Raw genomic sequence first — 20,585 nt, 5'->3', positions numbered from 1 at the left:
GGCCCGGTCAGCCGGCGAGCGCCTCGCGCACGAGCGCGGAGACGCGCTTGCCGTCGGCCTGATCGCCGACGGCGGCCATGACGACCTTCATCACCGCGCCCATGTCCTTCGGCGAGGAGGCGCCCGTCTCGGCGATCGCCGCGGTGACGTGCCCCCGCAGCGCGTCGTCGTCGAGCTCCGCCGGGAGGTAGCCGGCGATGAGCTCCGCCTCGGCGCGCTCCGGCGCCTCGAGCTCCGGGCGGCCGGCGTCCGCGTAGGTCTGCGCCGACTCCAGGCGCCGCTTGCGCTCGCGGCGCAGCACCGCGACCTCGTCGCCCTTGCCCTCCTTCGCGTCCTTCTGGAGCTCGGAGAGCAGCAGGCGCAGCGCGGTCACGCGCTCCTTCTCGCCGGCCTTCATCGCGGCCGTCAGGTCCTGCTTCACCTGCTCGCTGATCATGCGTCGAGCCTACGCCAGCGGCCCCCGGGGCCCGGTGCGTGGTCCGTGCCGCCCGGGCGGTTCGTGCCTTCGGCGGCGCGTCGGCGCCCGTCGCCGACGCGCCGATCCGCCGGCTCGGGCACCGCGGCGCCCGCGTGCAACGCGGCGACCTCCCGATGCGGGAACCTTGGGGGAGTGACCCCGCCGCGCCCCCGCTTGTACCTCAGCCACGACGTCGACTTCGACTGGCTCCGCGCCGTCGAGTTCGGTCGCGTGACCGAGGACCAGCCGGACGACTGCTGGGAGCCGCTGTCCGAGCAGTTCGCGTTCCTGCGCGAGGAGCCGGACGGGCGGATGGTCGGCTTCGTCATCAACGACTTCCCGTCGTTCGACGAGGACGCCGACGAGGTCTCCCCGATCTGGGGCGCGCCGCGGTTCGACGTGCCGGTGCTCGGCCTGATCGACGCGACCGCGGGCGAGATCGTCCTCGCCGCCCGCAAGCACTTCGACGGGCACGACTCGCTGAACCGCTCGATCTTCGGCATGGCGACCGAGGTCGAGGGCGAGGAAGCCGTCGAGCGCTGGCGCCACTGCCTGGAGTGCGGCGACTCGATGGCGCACTTCGCGCTCGGCTACACCCTCTTCGAGCTCGGCCGGCACGCCGAGGCCTACCGCCACCTGCGCCACTACACCGAGATCGCCCCGATGGGCGCCTGGAACTGGTGCTGGTACGGACGGGCCGCCGAGGCGATCGGCGAGCTCAGCGAGGCGCGCGGCGCCTACCGTCGCGCGATCGAGCTCGAGGAGGACGGCGGCGACGAGACCGACGCCGCCGACCGCCTCGCCGCGCTCGACCGCCGCTGAGCGCCCGGCCGACGCGCCGCCCGGTCGCTGCGCATCGGTGGTCCGCCCCTCGTCGGCCGCGGGGTCCCGCGTGCCGTCGGACACTCCCGGGCGTCGATGACGGTCCTCGGTCGACGGAAGGCCGATCCGTCGCTCAACGGACGTTGGAACCTGCGCCTGGACGCGGCGCCTCGCGCGCGATCCGGCCGCTCTCCGGGGCATGCGCTCCCCCCGCCCCCCGGTGCGGCGCAGCTCCCCCCGCACCCCCCTGCCCACCAACGACCCCACCCGCGAGCGACCCGCCGGCGTCGCCCGCCGCGACGGCCGGCCGACCCACGGCCGTCGACGCGCTCGTCCCTGGGCGGCGGTCCTGCTCGCCCCCGTGCTCGCGGCGCTCCTGCTCGGCCCGCCCGCGACCGCCGGGGCCGCGACGGCCTGCCCGGGAGCCGACCAGACCGTGACGCAGATCGGCGCCGACGCGGCGCTGCGCGCGCTCCTCTGCCTGACGAACCACGAGCGCACCGCGGTGGGCCTGCCGGCGCTGCGCACCGACGCGCGCCTGGCCCTCGCCGCCCAGCGCCACGCCGCCGACATGACGAACCGCGGGTTCTTCGCGCACGACGCGCCGCTGCCGGCGCCGTTCGGCGTCGAGCCCGCCGCCCGCGCGCTCGCCGCCGGCTACGCCTGGGGCGCGCTGGCCGAGAACCTGGCCGTCGCCCAGCAGACGCCGCGGTGGGCGATCCGGGACTGGCTCGCGAGCGCCGGGCACTGCCGCAACCTCCTCTGGCCGGAGGTGACCGACGTCGGCCTCGGGGTCTCGAACGCCCCGCTGGGCGGGTATCCGGCCCCGACCTGGGTCCAGGAGCTCGGCCGTCCGCTGGTCGCCGCGGCGCCGAAGGCCGTCGCCGCGCCGTCCTGCCCGCGCGCCCCCGCGGTGCCGGCGCCCGCCGACGCCCCGGCGCCGGCGGACGAGATCGTCGCCGCCGACGCCCTGGCGCGACCCGTGACGGCCGTCCCGACGGTGGCCTCCACGCCCGACGCCGACGCGGAGGCGGACACGCCCGCCACGGACGCCGCGACCACCGGCCGTCCGTCGCGCCTCTCCGTGCGCGCGACCCGCCGAGGCCGCCAGCTGACCTTGCAGTTGCGCAACGTCCGGCGGGGAGGCGCGCGGCTGCCCGTCGTCATCCGCCAGGGGCCGCTGCGTCGCCGCCTGCGCGTGCCGGCGACGGCAGGGACGCGCCGCCTCCGCCTGCCCGTCGCGCGCGGCGGGACCGTCGTGGTCGGCAGCGGCAGCGCCCGGCGAGCGATCCGGTTCCGGTGATCGCCGTGCTCCCCGCATCGCACCCCCACCGCCCGGCGCGCCCCCGGGGCCACGCCCCCGTCCCGTCGCCGCGACCGTCGCGGCTCAGGGGGTCCGCTCGAAGCCCCGCATCCGTCGCACCTCCGCGATGGCCTCCTCGCGGGAATGCACGCCGAGCTTGCGATAGGCCCGCTTGAGGTGGTTGCGGACGGTCCCGACCGAGATGTCGAGGCCGTCCGCGATCGCGGTCGTGTCGCGCCCCGCCACGAGCGCGTCGAGCACCTGCCACTCGCGCGAGGTGAGCGCCGAGTCGACCGGCCGGACGCCCGAGCCGTCATCCGGCATCCGGCGGAACTCCGCCAGCAGCTGCTCGATCATCGTCGGCTCGACGATCGACATCCCCTGGGCCAGCTGGTGGACGACCTCCGCCAACCGGGGGAGCGACGTCTTGTTCAGGAACCCGCTGGCGCCGAGCCACAGCGCGCGCTTCACCGCGTCGTTCGGCGCCGCCCCGGTGAGCAGCAGGATCCGGACCTCCGGCGCCCGCGCCGCGACCGCCTCGGTCACGCCGACCCCGTCGATGCCGGGCATCATGAGGTCCACGACGAGGACGTCCGGGCGGTAGTGCACGGCGAGCTCGATGCCCTCGCGCCCGTCGGAGGCCGTGCCCACGACCTGGATCCCGCCGCGCCGCAGCGCGTCGGCGACCGCGCGGCGCAGGAGCTCGTCGTCGTCGACGACCAGCGCGCGCGGAGTCCCTTCCGGACGGACGGTCACGGCGGGAACCCTAGCCCGCGCCGCGGCGCCGCTGCCGGCGACGTCCCCGCTGCCGCCCGCGGCGGCCTTCGGCACGCCTGCGCATCGACCGTTCGTCCAGTCAGACGGCCGTGGGACACGTATCTGTCCCACGGACGGCCGTCCGGTCGCCCACGATGGCCGGGCCATGGACCACGTGACCGCCCACGACGCACGCCCCACCGCCTTCGTCATCGAGAGCGACGACCACGTCCGCGGGCTCCTCGTGGCCGCCGCGCGCGCCGCCGGCTGCGCCGTCGTCGGCCAGTCGGACGTCGGCGAGATCGGGCTGCTCCACGCCCACGCCCGTCGTGCGGACCTCGTCATCACCGGCCTCGACCTGCCCGGCATCGACGGCCTGCGCGTCGTGCGCAGCCTCCGCTCGAGCCTGCCCGACGCCCGCGCGATCGTCGTCGCCGGCGGCGACGCGGGCCGCCGCGTCATCGACGTCCTCGAGGCCGGCGCCAACGGGCTCGTCGCCCGCGACAGCGAGCCCGCGGTCATCGCCGACGCCATCCGCCAGGTCGTCGCGGGCAGCGTCGTGCTGCTGCCGGCCACCCGCGGCCGCACCGCCGACGCCCCGGACGAGGCCTTGGCCGTCGCGGCCTGACCCACCTGCTCCCACCACGGGAGCGGATCGGGCAGCTTCCCGATCCGCTCCGGCCGGCCGCTCCGGGGGGCGCGGTCGGCCGTCGCGCGCCCCGTCGGACCGGCGGGGCGCTCGCCGTCTCGGCGGAGGCCGCGCGCGTGCACGGCCCGGACCACCGGTCGGCGGGATCCCCGGCCGCCAGTAGCGTCGCGGCCATGACTCCGTCCCTGCTCCTCTCCGGACTCCGCGTCGCCGTCGGCGCCGGCGCCTGGGCCTCCCCGACCCTCGCGGGCCGCGCCTTCGGCCTCGACACCGACGCCAACCCGCAGGCGACGTACCTCTCCCGCCTCTTCGGGATCCGGGACGTCGTCCTCGCCGCCGGCACGCTCGGCACCCCGGCGGGTCCGACCCGCGACCTGTGGTGGAAGCTCGGCATCGTCGCCGACGCGGCCGACGTCGGCGCCGCCGTGCTCGGCATCCGGGAGGGGCGCATCCCGGCGAGGACCGGCGTCCTCGCCGGCCTGACCGCGGCCGGCGCCGTCGTCCTCGGCGTCCTGGCGCTCCAGGCCGAGGAGGACTGAGGAGGCGGGCCCCGGCCTGCGCGTCGGCCGTCACCACGATCGATGCGCGCGCCGGTCCGAGCCGTGATCGAATCGGGGAGACTGGGGGCGATGCTCGCCGCGCCGTACCGCGGACCGCTCGGCGCCCCGGGGCGCCCGTCCGGCGTCCCGCTGCCTCCCGACCGCCTGCCGCTGCTGCGCGCCGGGCGCCTGCGCAAGCGGTGGCGCTACGTCGGCGTGTACGGGGCCGACGCGATGCTCTGCGTCGGGCTCGTGCGGATCGGGCCGGCGCTGCAGGCGTTCTGGGCGATCTGGGACCGACGGGCCGGCACGCTCCACGAGCGGACGGTCCTGCGGCCCGGGGTCGTCGCCCTCGCTCCCGGGCAGGCTCGAGTGCGCGACGGCACGACGACGATCGAGCTCGCCTTCGACGAGGAGGGTGGCACCCCCGTCGAGACGGTCACCCCGTACGGCCGCGGCCACGCGTGGACGGTCAAGCGCGGCGCGCTGCCCGTCCGCGGCCGCTGGCGGATCGGGGACGACGAGCGAGCGATCGACGGGCTCGCGATCGTCGACGACTCGGCGGGCTACCCGCCGCGGCGCACGAGCTGGCGCTGGTCGGCCGGCGTCGGCCACGACGCGGCCGGGCGCCCGGTCGCGTGGAACCTCGTCGACGGCATCCACGACGACCCGGACGCGAGCGAGCGCACCCTCTGGGTGGCCGGCGAGGGCCGGCACCTGCCGCCGGCGCGCTTCGCGGACGACCTCTCGTCCGTCTCGGCCGGGGATCTGGACCTGCGCTTCGACGAGGAGGCGGTCCGCCGTCGCCGGGAGAACCTGCTCGTCGTGCGGTCGGACTACGAGCAGCCCTTCGGGACCTTCCACGGTCGCTTGGCGGACGGCGTCGAGCTCGCGGAGGGCTTCGGCGTGATGGAGCGCCACGCCGCGGTGTGGTGACGGGGCGCGCACGCGACCGCTGGTCCCCGGCCCCCGGTCCGCCGGCGTCCGGATCCGCTCGGGCGGCCGCCGGGATGGCGCGCGGGACCAGGCCGTCCCGGGGTGGTCGCACGCGCGCCGACGCCGCCCGCCGGCGGGATAGCGTACGGCGCATGCGCCCATCCTCCGTGCTCACCGGCGGCCTGGTCGCCGCCCTCGCGGTCGCCGTGCCGGCCGCCGACGCGAAGACCGTCCGGTACCACAACGTCGTCTCGCCGAGCGGGAAGATCGCCTGCTACCAGATGAAGTACGGCGGCCCCGCCGTCGAGTGCTCGGTCCCCGGCCTGCCGCGGGTCACCGACTTCGGCGATCCGATCATCCACCTGAGCGCCCGCGGGCACGCGAAGATCGGCGCCCGCAGCGACTTCCCGGGCTACCCGGGCACGCAGCGCAAGCTCGCCTACGGCGACCGCTGGTACACCGGCAAGGGCGGGAAGATCCGCTGCACGATGCGGACGTCCGGCCTGACCTGCGTGAACCGCGACGGCCACGGCTTCCGCGCCGCGGCCAACGCCACGAAGCGCTTCTGAGCGGGACGCGGCCGTCCGGGTGGGAGGCGACCGTCCGGCCGGGCGAGCCCGTCGCCCTGGCCGGGCGCATCCGCTCGCCGACCGCGAGCGGCGTTCAGCGGCCCTGGTAGACGGTCCCGTGCTTCGGCCCGCGCTCCAGGAAGCCCGCGACCGCGGCCCGCAGGTCCTCGGTCTCGAACAGCGCGCCCGAGACCTCCGGGACGATCTCGTCGGCCAGGCCCACGCCGCCGTCGCACCACGCGCGGACGATCTGCTTCGTCGCGTCGTGGGCGCGCGTCGGACCGGCGGCCAGCGACGCCGCGAGCGCGCGGGCCTTCGCATCGACCTCGTCGTCCTCCCAGACCCGGTTGACGACGTTCCAGCGCTCGAGCGTCTCGGCGTCGAAGAGCTCGGCCGTCATCACGAGCTCGCGGGCCCGGCCGGACCCGGCGCGCTCGGCGAGCCGCTGCGGGCCGCCCATCGACGGCGTCAGGCCGACGACCGTCTCGACGAGACCGAACCGCGCGCCCCGGCCGGCGACGATGAGGTCGCAGCCGAGCGCCCACTCGAACGCGGCGGTGAGCGTCAGCGCGTGCGCGGCGAAGACCGTCGGGCAGGACAGGCGCTCGAAGCGGTGGATGATGTCCAGCAGCTCCCGCCAGAGCGCGGCGCCCTGCTCGGCGGAGCGGCCGTGGAAGACCTCGACGTCGACCCCGCCGGAGACGACGCGTCCCTCGGCCCGCACGAGCACCGCCCGCGGCGGCTCGGCCACGAGGGCGTCGACGACGCCGCGCAGCGCGTCGAGCATCGCCTGGTCGAAGAGGTTCAGCGGTGGGCTGTCGATCGTGACGACGGCGACGTCGCCCTCGCGCTCCAGGCGCATCGGCTGCTCGGACATGCGGGCTCTCCCCTGCGACGGCGGACTCGGTGCCCGCGGGCGGCGGGCCGGACCGGGGCCGGCCGTCGCGCCGCGGCCCCGGCCGTCGAGTCTAGGGCGACGACGGGTCGCGGCCGGGCGGCACCCGCCGCGTCAGGCGTCGAAGGCCGGCACGTCGAGCGGCTCGCCGTCCTCGAAGAACCCGGGGTGCTCGGCGCGCAGCGGCTGCAGGCCGGAGAGGACCATCCGCAGGTGGTGGCGCAGCACCGCCTCGGCGCGGTCCGGGTCGTGCGCGGCGACGGCGTCCAGGACGTCCTCGTGCTCGCTGATCATCTCGCCGACGTAGGAGGGGACCGGCAGGCTCAGGCGGCGCACGCGGTTGAGGTGCCCGTCCGCGCGCTGGACGAGGCGCCACGCGATCGCGTGACCCGAGCTCGCGCAGAGCGTCGCGTGGAAGGCGTCGTCGTGCCGGTAGAAGCCGTCGAGATCGCGCGCCGCCTCGGCCGCCTTCTGCCGCTCGATCGTCGCGCGCAGGTCCGCGACCTCGGCGTCGGTGATCCGCTGGGCCGCGAGCCGGATCGCCGCGCACTCCAGCGCCTCGCGCGCGAACTGCGCGTCGGCGACGGCGACGATCGAGATCTTCGTCACGAACGTGCCGAGCTGCGGCACGATCTCCACGAGGCGGTCGTCGCGCAGGCGCTGCAGCGCCTCGCGCACCGGCGTGCGGCTCACGCCGAGCCACTCCGCCAGCTCGTTCTCCGACAGCCGGCGCCCGGGCTCGAGGCGCCCCGCGGTGATCGCGTCGCGCAGGGTGGCGTACGCGCGGCCGCGGGTGCCGCCCCGTGCGCGCTCCGCCCGGTCGATCCTGAGGTCCGACGGCACCGCTTGCATACTACGCCCGGCTCCCGCGGCGGCACGCGCCCCCGGTCGCGCGCGACCTGGGAAGATCGCCGCCGATGACGCGCCCGTGGGAGGACCTCGACCGGCTCGTGTCCACCGTCGAGGCGGCCGCCACGCACCTGCGGTCGTCGATCCACGGCCCGAGCCACTGGCGGGCCGTCGCCGCCACGGCCGCCGAGCTCGCCGACGCGACGGGGCCGGCCGCCGACCGCGAGCTCCTGCTCCTCTTCGCCCTGCTGCACGACGCCAAGCGCGAGGACGACGGCTACGACCCCGACCACGGGCCGCGCGCCGCGATCCTGCTCGACGAGCTGCGCGCCGAGGGCCGCGTGACGCTCGACGACGAGCGCGCCGAGCGGCTCGCCGAGGCGCTGCGCGACCACACGCGCGGGACGACCCACGCGGACGTGACGATCGGCGTCTGCTGGGACGCCGACCGCCTGTTGATCGGGCGCGTCGGGCTCGTGCCGGACGCCCGCTACTGCTCGACGCCGGACGGTCGGCGGCGCGCGACCGCCGGCGACCTGCCGGCCCTCGACGGCCCGCCGTCCTGGCACGACGTGGCGCTGCGCCTCGGCGTCGCCTGATCCTGGATCCGGCGATGCTCGGGTCGCCGCGCCCGATCATCGCGATGGTTCCAGGCGGAGGCCGGCCGCGGACCTCCGACGGTCCGGTCGCCCTCAGGGCGACGGCGTCGACGCCGCCCGCAGGCCGACGAAGAACGCCGTGAGCATCGTGCCGTTGAGCTCCGGGGAGACCGATCCCGGATCGATGAGGTTCTCCAGCGCCACGCCGTTGGCCATCGCGAACGTCAGCCGCGCGGCCTCCTCGGTGGAGATCGGCGGCGTCCAGTCCAGGCCCTCCAGCCGCTCCTCCAGCCGGGTCGCGATCCGGTGGCGCAGGGCGCGCACGCGGGTCGTGAACTCGGCGCGGAACTCCTCGTCGCGCGACGCGTGGACGGCGAACTCGAAGAACAACCGGCCCCACTCCTGCTCGCCCTGGATCGCCCGGACGAAGTCCATGCCCGCGTTCTGGGCCTGGTCCTCGACCGAGGCGTCCGTGTCCATGACGCGGTCCAGCTCGGCCAGCCGCGCGGCGAAGCGCTCGTCGAGCATCGCGAGGAAGAGCTCCTCCTTGCTCTTGAAGTTCGCGTAGAACGCGCCCTTCGTGAACCCGGCGTCCTGGGCGATCTCGTCGATCGACGCGCGGTGCATCCCGCGCCGCGTCAGGACCCGCGTGGCGGAGTGCAGCAGGCAGGACCGGGTATGGGCCTGCTGCTGCTTGCGGGTCAGGCGCCCGGTGCCCGGCGCGTCGCCGGCGGCCTCGCCGGCGCTCACGCCGGCACCGCCACCGGCTCCTGGACCGGCCGCCGATCGTGGCGGGCGGCGACGGTGATCCGCGCGCCGTGCTGCGGCGTCTGCGTGATCGCGCGGCGGCGGACCTGCTCGCCGTCGCGGGCCGCCGGGGCGAGGTCGACCTGCCCGAGGATCCCGGCGAGCACCCGCTTGGCCTCGAAGAGCGCGAAGCTCGCGCCGAGGCAGCGACGCACGCCGCCGCCGAACGGCAGCCAGCTGTAGGTGCCGGGCTGCTGGTCGAGCCAGCGCTCCGGCCGGAACGCGTCCGGGTCGGGGTAGACGTCGGGGCGCCGGTGCGCGAGCTGGATGCACGGCACGACCCGCGTCCCCGCCGGCAGGCGGTAGCCGGCGACCTCGGCGTCCTCCTGGAGCTGGCGCACGACGACCGAGAGCACCGGGCGCAGGCGCAGCGTCTCCTTCACCACGCCGTCGAGGAACGGGCCGTCGGCGCCCTGCTCGCGGACCTCGGCGGTCGCGCGGGCGAGCGCGTCGGGGTGGCGCGTGAGCCGCTCGACCGCCCAGCCGAGCGTCGTCGCCGTCGTCTCGTGTCCGGCGACGAGCAGCGTCATGAGCTCGTCGCGCAGCTCCTCGTCGCTCATCGGCCGGCCGTCCTCGTGGCGCGCCTGCAGGAGCAGCGAGAGGATGTCCTGCCGGTCCTCGAGGTCGGGCGCGGCGCGACGCTCGCGGATCACGGGGTAGATCTCGGCGTCGGCCCGCGCGAGCTCGCGCTTCACGATCGCCAGCTCGCGGAACCGGTGCGGCCCGATCGCGGAGAGGACCGCCATCGTCGTGGGGCGCATGACCTCGTCCAGCAGCCGGTTCAGCGCGGTCCGCACGCGGTCCAGCTGCGGGCCCTGCTCGACCCCGAAGACGGCGCGCATGATGACCTCGAGCGTGATGTGCTGCATGCGCGGCCAGGACGCGAAGTCCTCGCCGACGGGCCACCGCGCGACCTCCTCCGCGGTGATCTCGTCCATGAGCTCGCCGTAGGCGGTCATCCGCTGCCCGTGGAACGGCGGCAGCAGCAGGCGGCGCTGGCGCAGGTGCTCCGGCCCGTCGAGCAGCAGGACGGAGTGGTCGCCCAGCAGCGGCAGCAGGACCTGGTTGCCCTTGCCCGCGTGGAAGACGTCCGGCGAGCCGGTGAAGACCTGCTTGATGTGCGCCGGGTCGGCGAGGATGACCCAGCGGCCCTCGCCGGTGATGCGCATCGTGAAGACGTCGCCGTGCTCCGCCTGGAGCTTCTTCAGGTACGACGGGCCGCGGAGGATGAAGCCCGCGGTCTGCAGCGCGCGCGGCAGCGACGGCCCGGGCGGCAGGCCCTCGATCGGCGTGGCGGTGGTCGTGCTCACGGGACGTTCCTCCTTGGGGGTCAGCCGAGTCGGCCGAGCAGGGACGGGACGGCGGCGCGCAGGCACGCGCGCTCCTGGTCGAGGCGGGCGCGCGCCCGGGCGCCCAGCGCCGGACCGCGGCGCGCCGGCGTGCGGCGGGTGGCGCCGGCGGCGGGCCGGACCCGGCCGGCGCTCGGCCGGCCCGCGACGCGCACCGGCTCCGGGCGCCACGCGGGGGCGCTCGCGGCCACGCCGGCCAGCCCGGTCGACGCCGGGGCGACCACCGCGGCGGTCGCGGCGATCGCCTCGGGGGCGACGGCCACCTCGGGGACGAGCTCGACCTCGTGGGCGGCGACGGGCTCGATGACGTTCTTCAGCCAGTGCAGGCGGGCGTCGCCGAAGACGAGGTCGTCGGCGACGGCGGCCTCGCGCGTCGTCGCGCTCACGAGCACCTCGCCGTCGCCGGCGGCGGCGCACAGGCGCGCCGCGACGTTCACCGCCATCCCGAACCAGTCGCCGTCGCGGGCGATCGCGGGGCCGGTGTGGACGCCCACGCGGACGGGGACCGAGCCGAACCCCTCGAGGCCCTCGTCGAGCCGCGCGACGATCGCGGTCCCGAGCCGGACCGCGCGCTCGGGGTCGTCCGTGCGCAGCATGAGGCCGTCGCCGAGGGTCTTGACCTCCTCGGCGCCGTCGGCCTCCGGGAGCGCGCGGACGGCGGCGAAGAACCGCATCGCGACGTCGGCGGCGCGCTCGTCGCCCTCGAGCGCGGTCAGCGTCGTGAAGCCGACGAGGTCGGCGAACAGGAAGCTGTGGACCGTCCCCTCGTTCACGTACCGGACAGTATCCGGATACCGCCCGGTACGCAAGTGGCGGGCGCGGGTCGCGCCGTTCCCGTCGATCCGCGTGCCCCCGGTGGCGCGTCACCGATCGACGGCGCGCGGAGCGCCGCGATCAGGCCACGGCGGGCACCCGACCGCGGACGAGGTCCGCGGCGCGCTCGGCGACCATGTAGGTCGGCGCGTTCGTGTTGCCGCCCGGGATCACCGGGAAGACCGAGGCGTCGACGACGCGCAGGCCCTCGATGCCCCGGACCCGCAGCTCCGGGTCGACGACCGCCTGGTCGTCGTCCGCCGCACCGATCCGGCACGTGCCGACGGGGTGGTAGATGAGCTCGATCCGCTCGCGGACCGCAGCGTCGATCTCCTCGTCGCTCTGCGCGGAGGGGCCGGGCAGCAGCTCGCGGTCGACGTGCGGTGCGAGCGGACCGCTGGCCGCCACCCGCCGGGCGAGCTTCACCGCCGCGACGAGCGCCGCGGCGTCCTCGTCGTCGACGAGCGCGTTCGTGAGGATCGCCGGCGCCGCCAGCGGGTCGGGGGAGCGCAGGGTCACGCGCCCCTTGCTGCGGGGCGCGACGAGCACCGGCACGATCACCATCGCCGGCCCATCGTGCTCGGCGGCGCCGTGCTGCTCGTAGTACAGGCCACCGCAGTGGAACTGGATGTCCGCGGCCGGCAGACCGGAACGGCTGCGCCAGAACACGACCGACTCGGCGGCCGTCGAGGTCAGCGGGCCGCGCCGGGTGGCGAGCCACTTCAGGAGCTGCGCGGGCTTGTCCGCGCCGTAGAGCGTGCCGGCCGCGCCCTCCCCGCGGATCGCGTAGTTCATGGTGAACATCGGGTGGTCCTGCAGGTTCTCGCCGACGCCCGGGAGGTCCTGGACGACGGGGATGCCCTGCTGCTGCAGCTGCGCCCCCGGGCCGATGCCCGAGAGCATGAGGATCTGCGGGGAGTTGATCGCGCCGGCGCTCAGCAGGACCTCGCGGTCGGCGTGCGCGACGTGCTCGGCGCCCCGCTTGTCGCGGTAGCGGACGCCGACGACCTTCGTGCCCTCGAGCTCCAGCCGCAGGACCTGCGCGTGGGTCACGACCTGGACGTTGGGGCGCTTCATCGCCGGGCGCAGGAACGCGTCGGCGGCGCTCCAACGGCGCCCGCCCTTCTGCGTCACCTGGAACATCGTCGCCCCGTCCTGCTCGGGCGTGTTGTAGTCGTCGATCCGCCGGATGCCCTCGGCCTCGAAGCCCGCGAGGATCGGCTCGTTGATCGCGCGGGCCTCGCGCTGCTCCTCGACGCGCAGCTCGCCGCCGGCGCCGTGGTGCTCGCTCGCGCCGCGGGCGTTGTCCTCCGACCGCAGGAAGTACGGCTGGACGTCCTTCCAGCCCCAGCCGGTCGCGCCCTGCTCCTCCCACAGGTCGTAGTCCAGCGGCCGGCCGCGGACGTAGAGCATGGCGTTCATCGCGCTGCAGCCGCCGAGCTGCTTGCCGCGGGGCATGTAGAGCCGGCGGTTCGCGGCACCGGGCTCGGGCTCGGTCGAGTAGTCCCAGTCGCGCTTGCCGTGGAACTGGTTGGAGAACGCCAGCGGGATCATGACGTTCAGGTCGCGGTCGCTGCCGCCGGCCTCGAGCACGAGCACCCGCGTCGAGGGGTCCTCCGAGAGGCGGTTGGCCAGGACGCAGCCGGCCGAGCCGGCGCCGACGATCACGTAGTGCGCGGAGGGCATGGCGCGAGCCTCGCCGATCCGCCGCGGCCCGCGAGGGGGCTCCGACCACAATCGGCCGGCGTCCGGGCGTGCTGCGGCGCCACGCCGAGCCGGGGTCGCGCCGCGAGCCACCGCGAGGTGCGCGGCGACCTCCGTCACCTGGCGCGACCCCGCTCGGTTACGCTCCTGCAACCTTGGACTCCGGAGCCGCCACGATCCTCCTGCCGGTCGCCCTGGGCATCGTCATGCTCGGGCTCGGCCTGGCGCTGACGGTCGCCGACTTCCGGCGCGTCGCGCAGGAGCCACGGGCGGTCCTCGTCGCGCTCGCCTGCCAGCTGCTCCTGCTGCCCCCGGCCTGCCTCGGCCTCGTCCTCGCGTTCGACCTCTCGGCCGAGCTCGCGGTCGGCATGCTCCTGCTCGCGGCGTCCCCGGGCGGCACGACCGCGAACCTCTTCAGCCACCTCTTCCGCGGCGACGTGGCGCTGAACATCACCCTCACCGCGGTGAACTCCGTGCTGGCGATCGTGTCGCTGCCGCTCGTCGTCGGGCTGGCGATCGGGCACTTCGACCCGGTCGGCACCGACGGCGACATCGGCCTGCAGTTCGGCAAGGTGCTCCAGGTCTTCGCGATCGTCCTCGTCCCGGTGACGATCGGGATGCTCGTGCGCGCGCGGCGGCCCGCGTTCGCGATCGCCGCCGACCGACCCGTCCGGCGGTTCTCCGTCGCCGTGCTCGTGATCGCGATCATCGGCACCGCGATCGCCGAGCACGACCGGGTCCTCGACGAGCTGCCCGCGGTCGGCCCGGTGGCGCTGCTCTTCTGCGCGATCAGCCTCGCCGTCGGCTACGGCGTCCCGCGGCTGGCGGGCGTCGGCGACCGCCAGGCGGTGGCCTGCGCGATGGAGATCGGCATGCACAACGCGACGATCGCGATCGCGGTGGCCACGAGCGTCCTGGGCAGCAGCGAGCTGGCGATCCCGGCGGCGGTGTACGCGATCGCGATGTACCCGTGCGCGGCGATCGCGGGCTGGCTCGTCACCCGGGGTCGCGCCGAGCCGCCCGCGCCCGCCGCGCCCGCGTGAGCGCGGGCGGGCACCGGCCGGGGCGATGCGCTCAGTCGCGCGGGTCGGGGATCGCCACGTAGCGGTACTGCAGGTACTCGTCGAAGCCCTCCGGGCCGCCCTCGCGGCCGAAGCCGGAGTCCTTCACGCCGCCGAACGGGGAGCTCGGGTTCGACACGAGGCCGACGTTCACGCCGACCATCCCGACCTCGAGCTGGCGCGACACGCGCAGCGTCCGGGCGAGATCCTCGGTGTAGAAGTAGGCGACGAGGCCGTACTCCGTGTCGTTGGCGAGGCGCAGCGCCTCCTCCTCGCTGGAGAAGGTGATGATCGGCGCGACCGGCCCGAAGACCTCCTCGTGGAGGATCCGCGCGTCGGCCGGCACGCCGCCGAGGACCGTCGCGGGGAAGTAGCGCCCGTCGGCCTTGTCGCAGCCGCCGGCGAGCACCGTGGCGCCGCGCTCCGTCGCGTCGTCGACGAGCTCGCGGACCTTCTCGACCGCGTCGTCGTCGACGAGCGGGCCGAGGGTCGTGTCCGGGTCGGTGCCCGGGCCGAGCTTCAGGCCGTCGGCGATCTCGGCGAGGCCCTGCGAGAACCGCTCCGCGACGGCCTCGTGGACGAGGAACCGGTTCGCGGCGGTGCAGGCCTGGCCGCCGTTGCGGAACTTCGCGATCTTCGCGCCCTCGAGCGCCGCGTCGACGTCCGCGTCCTCGAAGACCACGAACGGCGCGTTGCCGCCGAGCTCCATCGACATCCGCAGCAGCTGCTTGCCGCCCTGCTCGGCGAGGTTGCGCCCGACCGGCGTCGAGCCGGTGAAGGAGAGCTTCGCCGTCCGGGGGTGCTCGATGAGCTTCGACGTCACGCCCTTGGAGTCGGTCGTCGTGACGACCTGGATCGCCTTCGGGTGCACCCCGGCCTCGAGGAGGATGCCGCCGAGCGCGAGCATCGTCAGCGGCGTGAGCTGCGGGGGCTTGACGACGACGGAGCAGCCGGCGGCGAGCGCCGGGGCGATCTTCCGCGTCCCCATCGCGAGCGGGAAGTTCCACGGGGTGACGAAGACGCACGGCCCGACCGGGTCGCGCTGGGTGAGGATCCGCCCGCCGGTGCCCTCGTGGAAGGCGTTGCGGCCCTCGATCCGCGTGGCGCGCTCGGCGTACTCGCGCAGGAACCCGTTGCCGTAGGCCACCTCGCCGCGGGAATCCGGCAGCGCCTTGCCCATCTCCAGCGACATGAGCGTGGCGAGCTCCTCGCTGCGCTCCTCGACGAGCTCGAAGGCCCGCCGCAGGACCTCGGCGCGCTCGCGCGCGGGCGTGTCGCGCCAGGCGAGGAAGCCCTCCCACGCGGCCTCCATGACGGCGTCGACGTCGTCGGGCGTCGCGTCGGGCAGGTGGGCGATCTCGCGCCCGTCGGCCTTGTCGGTCACGGCGAACGTCTCGCCGCCGAGCGACGTCCAGTCGCCGTCGACGAGCGCCTTGTGGGGAACGCGCAGCGGCAGGTCCGTCGGGGTGCTCGTGTCAGCCATCTCGGTGCCTCGTCTCTCGTCGCTTCGGCGCGGATCGGTCCCGCTCCCGTACGTCTACCCGATCGTCGCGCGCCGCCCGCGCGGACGGACTGTCGCGCCTTCGCGCCCACCGCCGTGCCGCGTGCTCCTCGCGCGTCCTGCCGCGGGGGCGTCCGGCGCTTCTGACGGCCATCACGGATCGCACTTGGACGCCCGCGCCGTGCCACGGGACCCTCGGTCCATGACGACGACCACGCCGCTGACCCACACGACCACCGACCGCTGGACGGCCGACGTGCTCGAGGCCGAGACCCCGGTGCTCGTCGAGCTCGGCGCCGCCTGGTGCCCGCCGTGCCGCGCGATCCAGCCGGTGCTCCAGCGCCTCGACGAGGAGCACTCGGGGCTCCGGGTCCTGACCCTCGACACCGACGCCGAGACGGAGATCGCGTCCCGCTACGGGGTCCTGTCGCTGCCGACGCTGCTCGGGTTCCGCGACGGGGTCGAGGTGCTGCGGCTCGTCGGCGCGCGTCCGTACGGCCGGCTGGCGTCGGAGATCGAGCCGCTGGTCGGCGCCTGATCGCGACCCGGGAGACGGCCGGACGCCGGGACGACCATCGGCGGGGTCGGTCGGTCGGGCCCGTCGTTCGGTCGGGTCGGACGCGGCCGACCGACCGGTCCGCGGACCGGACACGGCGGCCGGGCGAGCCGGCACCCGCGGCCGGGCAAGCGCCGACGGTCGGCCGCGCGACGTCCACGGCGAAGACCGCTACGCCGGCCCGCCGAGCGCGGCGACGAGCCAGTCGGCCAGACGGGCGGCCGCCGGGCTCACCGGGGCGGCGCGCACGAGCCGGACCGCGAACGTCGCCGGTGCCGGGACGACCGTCCGCAGGACGACGCCCGCCGTCGCCGGCGGGACCGCGGGGACGAGCGCGACGGCGAGGCCCGCCGCGACGAGCCGCTCGACCGCCGTCGGATCGCCCGCGACGAACCGCGGGAGCGGGCCGAAGCCGGCGGCCTCGCACGTCGCGAGCGCGGCGGCCCGACGGCCCGATCCCTCCTCGGCGAGCACGAACGGCCGGCCGGCGAGCGCCGCGACCTCCACCCCCGCCGCGTCGGCGGCGAGCGGATCGTTGGAGGCCACGAGCAGCCCCAGGGGTATCTCGCGCAGCGTCGTCGCGTCCGCCGGCGACGGCTCGTCGGCCGAGCCGCCGCGCACCGCCAGGTCGACCGCCCCGCGGCGCAGCGCGTCGTCGAGCTCGACCGTCCGCAGCGCCGACGCGGTCAGCCGGACGCCGGGATGCGCGGTCGCGAACGCCGCGAGCGCGTCCGCCAGCCCGTCGTCGTCGCCCGCCGTCCACGCGACCCGCACGAGGCCGCGCAGCGCGGCGGCGTGGCCGTCCATCGCCCCGCGCAGCTCGCGCTCGCCGGCGAGCAGTCCGCGGGCGTGCGCGACGAGCTCGACGCCCGCCGGCGTCGGCTCGACCCCGGCGGGGGTCCGGCGCAGCAGCACGACGCCGAGCTGCGCCTCCAGCCGGCGGACGTGCTGGGAGAGCGCCGGCTGCGTGAGGTGCTGGGCGAGCGCCGCGCGGGTGATGCTCCCGTGGTCCACGACGGCCACGAAGTGCTCCAGCGCCCGCAGGTCCATCGTGCGATCGTCGCAGTCGCGGGCGCCGGACCCTGCCGCCGCGGGGGTCCGCACCGCTGCGGTAGAAGGACCCATGGCCTCCCCCGCCCTGCGCGCCGACCTCGGCCGGATCGTCGGCGACGAGCACGTCCTCGACCCGGTGCCGCGGGAGCTCCTGCAGGACGCGACGGAGTCCCGCGGGCTCACCGGCCGCGCCCTGGCCGCCGTGCGCCCCGCCGACGCCGAGGAGGTGGCGGCCGTCGTGCGCTGGGCGGCGCGGACCGGCACGGCGCTCGTCCCCCGCGGCGGCGGCACCGGGTTCTCCGGCGGCGCGGTGCCGGGCGCCGCGCCGGACGACCCGGACGCGGTGGTCCTCGCGACCGACCGGCTGACGCGGGGCGCGACGATCCGCCCCGAGGACTGGTCGGCGACCTTCCCGGCGGGCACCGTCACCGCCGACCTCCAGCGGCGCTGCCTCGAAGCGGGCCTGTTCTTCGCCCCGAACCCCGGCTCGGCGGAGTCCTCGCTCCTCGGCGGCAACGTCGCCACGAACGCCGGCGGTCCGCGCTCGTTCAAGCACGGACCGGTGCGGGCGTGGGTCTCCGGCGTCGAGGCGGTGCTCGGGGACGGCGAGCGGGTGCGGCTCGGCGGCGCGGTGCGCAAGAACGTCGAGACGCTCGACCTCCTCGGCCTGCTCTGCGGCTCGGAGGGCACGCTCGGCGTCCTGACCGAGGTGACCCTGAAACTCCAGCCCGCGCCGGAGGTCGCGCTGCCGACGATCGCGCTCTACGCCGATCGCGAGGCCGGCCTCGCGGCGATCGCCGCGGTCCTCGCGTGCGGCGTCGTGCCGACGGCGCTCGAGTTCCTCGACGGCACGACGCTCGCGGCCTCGGCCGGGGCGTTCCCCGGCGGCCTGCCCGAGGGCGCGGGCTTCGCCGTGCTCGTCGAGGCGCTCGGTCCGGCGGCGGTCGCGCCGCTGGAGGCGCGCGAGCTCGCGACCGCCCTGGCCCCCGACGCGCTCGCGGTCCGCGCGCCGACCGAGCGGGCCGCGGTCGACGCGCTGTGGCGCTGGCGCGACGGCGTGTCGATCGCGGTGACGGCCGCCCGCGGCGGGAAGCTCTCGGAGGACCTCGTCGTGCCGGCGAGCCGCCTCGGCGACGCGCTGGCCGCGGTCGAGGAGGTCGGCGCGCGCCACGGCGTGCCGGTCACCTCGTGGGGCCACGCCGGCGACGGCAACCTGCACGCGACGGTCCTCGTCGACCGCGACGACGCGGCGGAACTCGCCCGCGCCGAGCAGGCGGCGCACGCGATGCTCGAGATCGCCCACCGGCTCGGCGGTGCGCTGACCGGCGAGCACGGGATCGGCCTCGTCAAGCGCGAGGCCGCCGCGGCGCTCGACCCGACCCTGCGACGCGCGCAGCGGGCGGTGAAGGACGTCCTCGACCCGGCGGGGATCATGAACCCGGGCCGCAAGCTCTGACGCGTCCGGCGTCGGACGCCGGGCGCCGGCTTCTCGGACGGGTCGCGGCGGATCAGCGCAACTCGCGGGCCATCGCCGGCAGGCGGCGGAGGAACCGCGGCAGGTCGCCGCGGCTGCGCGCGAGCGCCTCGTGGAGCGCCGCACGGGCGGTCGGTCCGTGCAGCGGCGCGCCGTGGCCGCCGAGGACGTGCTCGGGGTCCAGGCCGCGCAGGCCCGCCGGCGGGCGCAGCCGCAGCATCGGGTGGACGCCGAGCGACCGACCGAGCCCGTAGTACGTCGCGGTCGCCACCGCCTCGGGCACGATCAGCGCCCGCTCCGCCGGCCACCAGAGGGCGACCTCCCGCCACCACGGCCGATCGACGAGCCGCCGCAGCTCGAAGGGCGCCTCGGGCAGCGCCCGCGGCAGCGGGCGCAGCGGGACGCCGAAGCGCGACGCGACGGCGGCCCCGTCGCGCGCGTGGCGGTCCAGGAGCTGCAGCACGCCCGCGACCTCGCCGAGCCCGCGGGCGGCCTCGAGCGCCGGCTCCCACGCGACGGGGTCCACGAGCCAGATCCGACCGTCGACGCGCAGCGCGTGGCTGGCCCGCTCCATCGGCTCGTCGACGACCCAGGTGAGGCCGAGCGCGTGCTCGTGGAGCGTGACGTCCATGCCCGGCACGCTACGGGACCGGGCGCGGACGCCGACGCCGCCCAGGCCCGCGCCGGGTCGGCGGGGCCGGCGCTACTTCCGGCGCTTGCGGCGGTTGCCGCTGCTCTTCGGCGTCGGCGCCGGCTCGTCGCCGTCCTGCGCCGGCGAGGTCTGGTTCTTCTTCGCCGCGGCGGCGCGCTCGAGCGCCTCCATCTGCTCGGCGCGGGTCGGCCACGGGTGCGGCCGGCCGTCGTCCCAGGCCACGGGCCGCCCGCCGGGCCAGCGGTTCAGCAGCAGGAAGCCGATCGCGATGAGCCAGAAGGAGCGCAGGAAGCCCTGCTGGTCGACGATCGGGATCACGACGAGGACCGCGAGGATCACGCCGATGATGCCCATCGCGCGGGTGATGAGCCCGACGTTCATCGCGCTGAGGCCCGCGGCGCCGATGGAGACCGCGAAGAGCATCTGGGCCACGCCGCTGATGGCCAGCAGCGGGCCGAGGTCGTCACCGGCCGACTGGAACGCGTCGCTGGCCGCGTGGTTCGTCTGCTCGGCGAGCGGCAGCCCGGCGAAGTCCGACATGTGGATCGCGCGGTACGAGAGCCCGAGCGAGGAGCCGATCGCGAAGATCGTGACCCCGATGAACGGCAGCCAGAGGAACCACTTCGGGAACGACGGCCGACGACGGAAGGCGCCGCGCAGCAGGCCGTGGAGCACCGGCGCGGCGAGCAGCAGCCCGATCGCCGTGGCGATCGAGGAGGCGACGATGAGCCCGGCCTTGTCGCCATAGGCGGCGACCTGCTCGGCCTGGAAGCCGTGGAGCCCGCCGCCCTGGCTGCCGGACGCGTAGCTCGTCAGCGCGTCGGGCACGGAGACGACCGTCTTCGGGTCGCGCGGCAGGTCCCGCGTGGCGAGGATCTGCAGGACGTTCGCGATCACCGGCAGGACGCCGGCGAGGATCGCCATGATCGCGAGCCGCGGTCGCCACGGCCGCTCGATGCGCAGCGTCTCCTCGGGATCCAGCGGATCGGGGATCGGCTTGGGCGATCGCGCTTGGCGCTGGGTGCTCATGCCGGTCCTCCGGGACGGACGCGCGAGCGCGACGCTCGCTGACGAGAGAGGGCCCGTCCGGCGGTCCGGCCGGCGCGGTCGATCCGCTCGGCGGAGCCGACGACGAGGTCGAGCGCGGGCGCGGCGACGCGCAGCACCGTCTCCAACCGGCCGCGCCAGGCGCGCTGTCGGGGACTCAGTCGGGCCACGGCGGGGCATTCTACGGACGGCGG

Annotated in this window: 23 protein-coding genes; 10 read left to right on the top strand and 13 right to left on the bottom strand. The window is 76.2% G+C overall.

The window, feature by feature from the left end; translation table 11 throughout:
- Positions 1-7 precede the first annotated feature (7 nt).
- Entirely contained in the window at positions 8-436 is a 429-nt protein-coding gene (locus SK069_RS10665; RefSeq protein ID WP_319954210.1) for a GatB/YqeY domain-containing protein, read from the bottom strand.
- Between the two features lie 174 nt (positions 437-610).
- Between SK069_RS10665 and SK069_RS10660 the strand changes: the two genes are divergently transcribed.
- Entirely contained in the window at positions 611-1,279 is a 669-nt protein-coding gene (locus SK069_RS10660; RefSeq protein WP_319954209.1) for a tetratricopeptide repeat protein, read from the top strand.
- 199 nt (positions 1,280-1,478) lie between these two features.
- Positions 1,479-2,582: a CAP domain-containing protein gene (locus SK069_RS10655; RefSeq protein WP_319954208.1), complete on the top strand. Its 1,104-nt coding sequence runs from the start codon at positions 1,479-1,481 to the stop codon at positions 2,580-2,582.
- Positions 2,583-2,666: 84 nt separating this feature from the next.
- Here the strand turns inward: SK069_RS10655 and SK069_RS10650 are convergent, their stop codons facing one another.
- Positions 2,667-3,338: a response regulator transcription factor gene (locus SK069_RS10650; RefSeq protein WP_319954207.1), complete on the bottom strand. Its 672-nt coding sequence runs from the start codon at positions 3,336-3,338 to the stop codon at positions 2,667-2,669.
- A gap of 166 nt (positions 3,339-3,504) precedes the next feature.
- Between SK069_RS10650 and SK069_RS10645 the strand changes: the two genes are divergently transcribed.
- From SK069_RS10645 to SK069_RS10630, 4 genes are all read left to right on the top strand, one after another.
- Positions 3,505-3,966 carry a response regulator gene (locus SK069_RS10645; protein ID WP_319954206.1) on the top strand — a complete coding sequence of 154 codons (462 nt, stop codon included), beginning with the start codon at positions 3,505-3,507 and terminating at the stop codon, positions 3,964-3,966.
- A gap of 194 nt (positions 3,967-4,160) precedes the next feature.
- Entirely contained in the window at positions 4,161-4,526 is a 366-nt protein-coding gene (locus tag SK069_RS10640; protein ID WP_319954205.1) for a hypothetical protein, read from the top strand.
- A 90-nt stretch (positions 4,527-4,616) separates the two neighbouring features.
- Entirely contained in the window at positions 4,617-5,462 is an 846-nt protein-coding gene (locus SK069_RS10635; protein WP_319954204.1) for a DUF2804 family protein, read from the top strand.
- 152 nt (positions 5,463-5,614) lie between these two features.
- A complete protein-coding gene (locus SK069_RS10630; protein WP_319954203.1) occupies positions 5,615-6,031 on the top strand; it encodes a hypothetical protein in 417 nt (138 codons plus the stop codon).
- A 94-nt stretch (positions 6,032-6,125) separates the two neighbouring features.
- Here the strand turns inward: SK069_RS10630 and SK069_RS10625 are convergent, their stop codons facing one another.
- Entirely contained in the window at positions 6,126-6,908 is a 783-nt protein-coding gene (locus tag SK069_RS10625; RefSeq protein WP_319954202.1) for an enoyl-CoA hydratase/isomerase family protein, read from the bottom strand.
- 132 nt (positions 6,909-7,040) lie between these two features.
- The gene (locus SK069_RS10620) at positions 7,041-7,769 is read right to left on the bottom strand and encodes a GntR family transcriptional regulator (RefSeq protein WP_319954201.1); all 729 of its coding nucleotides are present in this window, start codon (positions 7,767-7,769) and stop codon (positions 7,041-7,043) included.
- 74 nt (positions 7,770-7,843) lie between these two features.
- Here SK069_RS10620 and SK069_RS10615 point away from each other — a divergent pair, with 74 nt between their 5' ends.
- The gene (locus tag SK069_RS10615) at positions 7,844-8,374 is read left to right on the top strand and encodes an HD domain-containing protein (protein WP_319954200.1); all 531 of its coding nucleotides are present in this window, start codon (positions 7,844-7,846) and stop codon (positions 8,372-8,374) included.
- A gap of 93 nt (positions 8,375-8,467) precedes the next feature.
- Here the strand turns inward: SK069_RS10615 and SK069_RS10610 are convergent, their stop codons facing one another.
- The 4 genes from SK069_RS10610 to SK069_RS10595 form a co-directional block, all read right to left on the bottom strand.
- The gene (locus SK069_RS10610; protein WP_319954199.1) at positions 8,468-9,124 is read right to left on the bottom strand and encodes a TetR/AcrR family transcriptional regulator; all 657 of its coding nucleotides are present in this window, start codon (positions 9,122-9,124) and stop codon (positions 8,468-8,470) included.
- Positions 9,121-10,491 (bottom strand): cytochrome P450, encoded by a 1,371-nt coding sequence (locus tag SK069_RS10605; RefSeq protein WP_319954198.1) that lies wholly within the window; start codon positions 10,489-10,491, stop codon positions 9,121-9,123. The genes SK069_RS10610 and SK069_RS10605 overlap by 4 nt, the downstream gene beginning before the upstream one ends.
- Positions 10,492-10,511: 20 nt before the next feature.
- A complete protein-coding gene (locus SK069_RS10600) occupies positions 10,512-11,303 on the bottom strand; it encodes an adenylate/guanylate cyclase domain-containing protein (protein ID WP_319954197.1) in 792 nt (263 codons plus the stop codon).
- A 121-nt stretch (positions 11,304-11,424) separates the two neighbouring features.
- The gene (locus SK069_RS10595) at positions 11,425-13,029 is read right to left on the bottom strand and encodes a GMC family oxidoreductase (RefSeq protein ID WP_319954196.1); all 1,605 of its coding nucleotides are present in this window, start codon (positions 13,027-13,029) and stop codon (positions 11,425-11,427) included.
- A 173-nt stretch (positions 13,030-13,202) separates the two neighbouring features.
- On the opposite strand from SK069_RS10595, the gene SK069_RS10590 reads away from it, so the two are divergent.
- Positions 13,203-14,090 carry a bile acid:sodium symporter family protein gene (locus SK069_RS10590; protein WP_319954195.1) on the top strand — a complete coding sequence of 296 codons (888 nt, stop codon included), beginning with the start codon at positions 13,203-13,205 and terminating at the stop codon, positions 14,088-14,090.
- 31 nt (positions 14,091-14,121) lie between these two features.
- Here SK069_RS10590 and SK069_RS10585 read toward each other — a convergent pair whose 3' ends face one another.
- Complete coding sequence (locus SK069_RS10585; RefSeq protein WP_319954194.1) at positions 14,122-15,591, bottom strand: NAD-dependent succinate-semialdehyde dehydrogenase; 1,470 nt, start codon at positions 15,589-15,591, stop codon at positions 14,122-14,124.
- 220 nt (positions 15,592-15,811) lie between these two features.
- Between SK069_RS10585 and SK069_RS10580 the strand changes: the two genes are divergently transcribed.
- Positions 15,812-16,147, top strand: coding sequence for a thioredoxin family protein (locus tag SK069_RS10580; protein ID WP_319954193.1), 336 nt, complete (start codon positions 15,812-15,814; stop codon positions 16,145-16,147).
- 189 nt (positions 16,148-16,336) lie between these two features.
- Here SK069_RS10580 and SK069_RS10575 read toward each other — a convergent pair whose 3' ends face one another.
- On the bottom strand, positions 16,337-17,215 hold the full coding sequence (locus tag SK069_RS10575; protein ID WP_319954192.1) for a LysR family transcriptional regulator: 879 nt from the start codon (positions 17,213-17,215) through the stop codon (positions 16,337-16,339).
- A gap of 73 nt (positions 17,216-17,288) precedes the next feature.
- Here SK069_RS10575 and SK069_RS10570 point away from each other — a divergent pair, with 73 nt between their 5' ends.
- Positions 17,289-18,674, top strand: coding sequence for an FAD-binding oxidoreductase (locus tag SK069_RS10570; RefSeq protein ID WP_319954191.1), 1,386 nt, complete (start codon positions 17,289-17,291; stop codon positions 18,672-18,674).
- 52 nt (positions 18,675-18,726) lie between these two features.
- Here the strand turns inward: SK069_RS10570 and SK069_RS10565 are convergent, their stop codons facing one another.
- The 3 genes from SK069_RS10565 to SK069_RS10555 all read right to left on the bottom strand — a co-directional run bounded on the left by SK069_RS10565 (position 18,727) and on the right by SK069_RS10555 (position 20,561).
- Positions 18,727-19,323 (bottom strand): hypothetical protein, encoded by a 597-nt coding sequence (locus tag SK069_RS10565; protein WP_319954190.1) that lies wholly within the window; start codon positions 19,321-19,323, stop codon positions 18,727-18,729.
- 72 nt (positions 19,324-19,395) lie between these two features.
- Positions 19,396-20,373, bottom strand: coding sequence for a hypothetical protein (locus SK069_RS10560; protein ID WP_319954189.1), 978 nt, complete (start codon positions 20,371-20,373; stop codon positions 19,396-19,398).
- Positions 20,370-20,561, bottom strand: coding sequence for a hypothetical protein (locus SK069_RS10555; protein ID WP_319954188.1), 192 nt, complete (start codon positions 20,559-20,561; stop codon positions 20,370-20,372). Before SK069_RS10555 ends, SK069_RS10560 begins: the two co-directional genes overlap by 4 nt.
- Between the last annotated feature and the right edge of the window lie 24 nt (positions 20,562-20,585).

The sequence above is a fragment of the Patulibacter brassicae genome, from assembly GCF_033949425.1.
GTDB classification, from domain to species: domain Bacteria; phylum Actinomycetota; class Thermoleophilia; order Solirubrobacterales; family Solirubrobacteraceae; genus Patulibacter; species Patulibacter brassicae.
The sequence above is the reverse complement of the archived record's forward strand: the minus strand, read 5'-3'. Positions and strand labels throughout refer to the sequence as shown.

What these genes read in the sequence shown, in the direction of transcription:
- SK069_RS10665 (WP_319954210.1), bottom strand. Translation starts at nt 436, where the DNA reads ATGATCAGCGAGCAGGTGAAGCAGGACCTGACGGCCGCGATGAAGGCC.
- SK069_RS10655 (WP_319954208.1), top strand. Translation starts at nt 1,479, where the DNA reads ATGCGCTCCCCCCGCCCCCCGGTGCGGCGCAGCTCCCCCCGCACCCCC.
- SK069_RS10645 (WP_319954206.1), top strand. Translation starts at nt 3,505, where the DNA reads ATGGACCACGTGACCGCCCACGACGCACGCCCCACCGCCTTCGTCATC.
- SK069_RS10640 (WP_319954205.1), top strand. Translation starts at nt 4,161, where the DNA reads ATGACTCCGTCCCTGCTCCTCTCCGGACTCCGCGTCGCCGTCGGCGCC.
- SK069_RS10635 (WP_319954204.1), top strand. Translation starts at nt 4,617, where the DNA reads ATGCTCGCCGCGCCGTACCGCGGACCGCTCGGCGCCCCGGGGCGCCCG.
- SK069_RS10630 (WP_319954203.1), top strand. Translation starts at nt 5,615, where the DNA reads ATGCGCCCATCCTCCGTGCTCACCGGCGGCCTGGTCGCCGCCCTCGCG.
- SK069_RS10625 (WP_319954202.1), bottom strand. Translation starts at nt 6,908, where the DNA reads ATGTCCGAGCAGCCGATGCGCCTGGAGCGCGAGGGCGACGTCGCCGTC.
- SK069_RS10615 (WP_319954200.1), top strand. Translation starts at nt 7,844, where the DNA reads ATGACGCGCCCGTGGGAGGACCTCGACCGGCTCGTGTCCACCGTCGAG.
- SK069_RS10595 (WP_319954196.1), bottom strand. Translation starts at nt 13,029, where the DNA reads ATGCCCTCCGCGCACTACGTGATCGTCGGCGCCGGCTCGGCCGGCTGC.
- SK069_RS10585 (WP_319954194.1), bottom strand. Translation starts at nt 15,591, where the DNA reads ATGGCTGACACGAGCACCCCGACGGACCTGCCGCTGCGCGTTCCCCAC.
- SK069_RS10580 (WP_319954193.1), top strand. Translation starts at nt 15,812, where the DNA reads ATGACGACGACCACGCCGCTGACCCACACGACCACCGACCGCTGGACG.
- SK069_RS10575 (WP_319954192.1), bottom strand. Translation starts at nt 17,215, where the DNA reads ATGGACCTGCGGGCGCTGGAGCACTTCGTGGCCGTCGTGGACCACGGG.
- SK069_RS10570 (WP_319954191.1), top strand. Translation starts at nt 17,289, where the DNA reads ATGGCCTCCCCCGCCCTGCGCGCCGACCTCGGCCGGATCGTCGGCGAC.
- SK069_RS10565 (WP_319954190.1), bottom strand. Translation starts at nt 19,323, where the DNA reads ATGGACGTCACGCTCCACGAGCACGCGCTCGGCCTCACCTGGGTCGTC.
- SK069_RS10560 (WP_319954189.1), bottom strand. Translation starts at nt 20,373, where the DNA reads ATGAGCACCCAGCGCCAAGCGCGATCGCCCAAGCCGATCCCCGATCCG.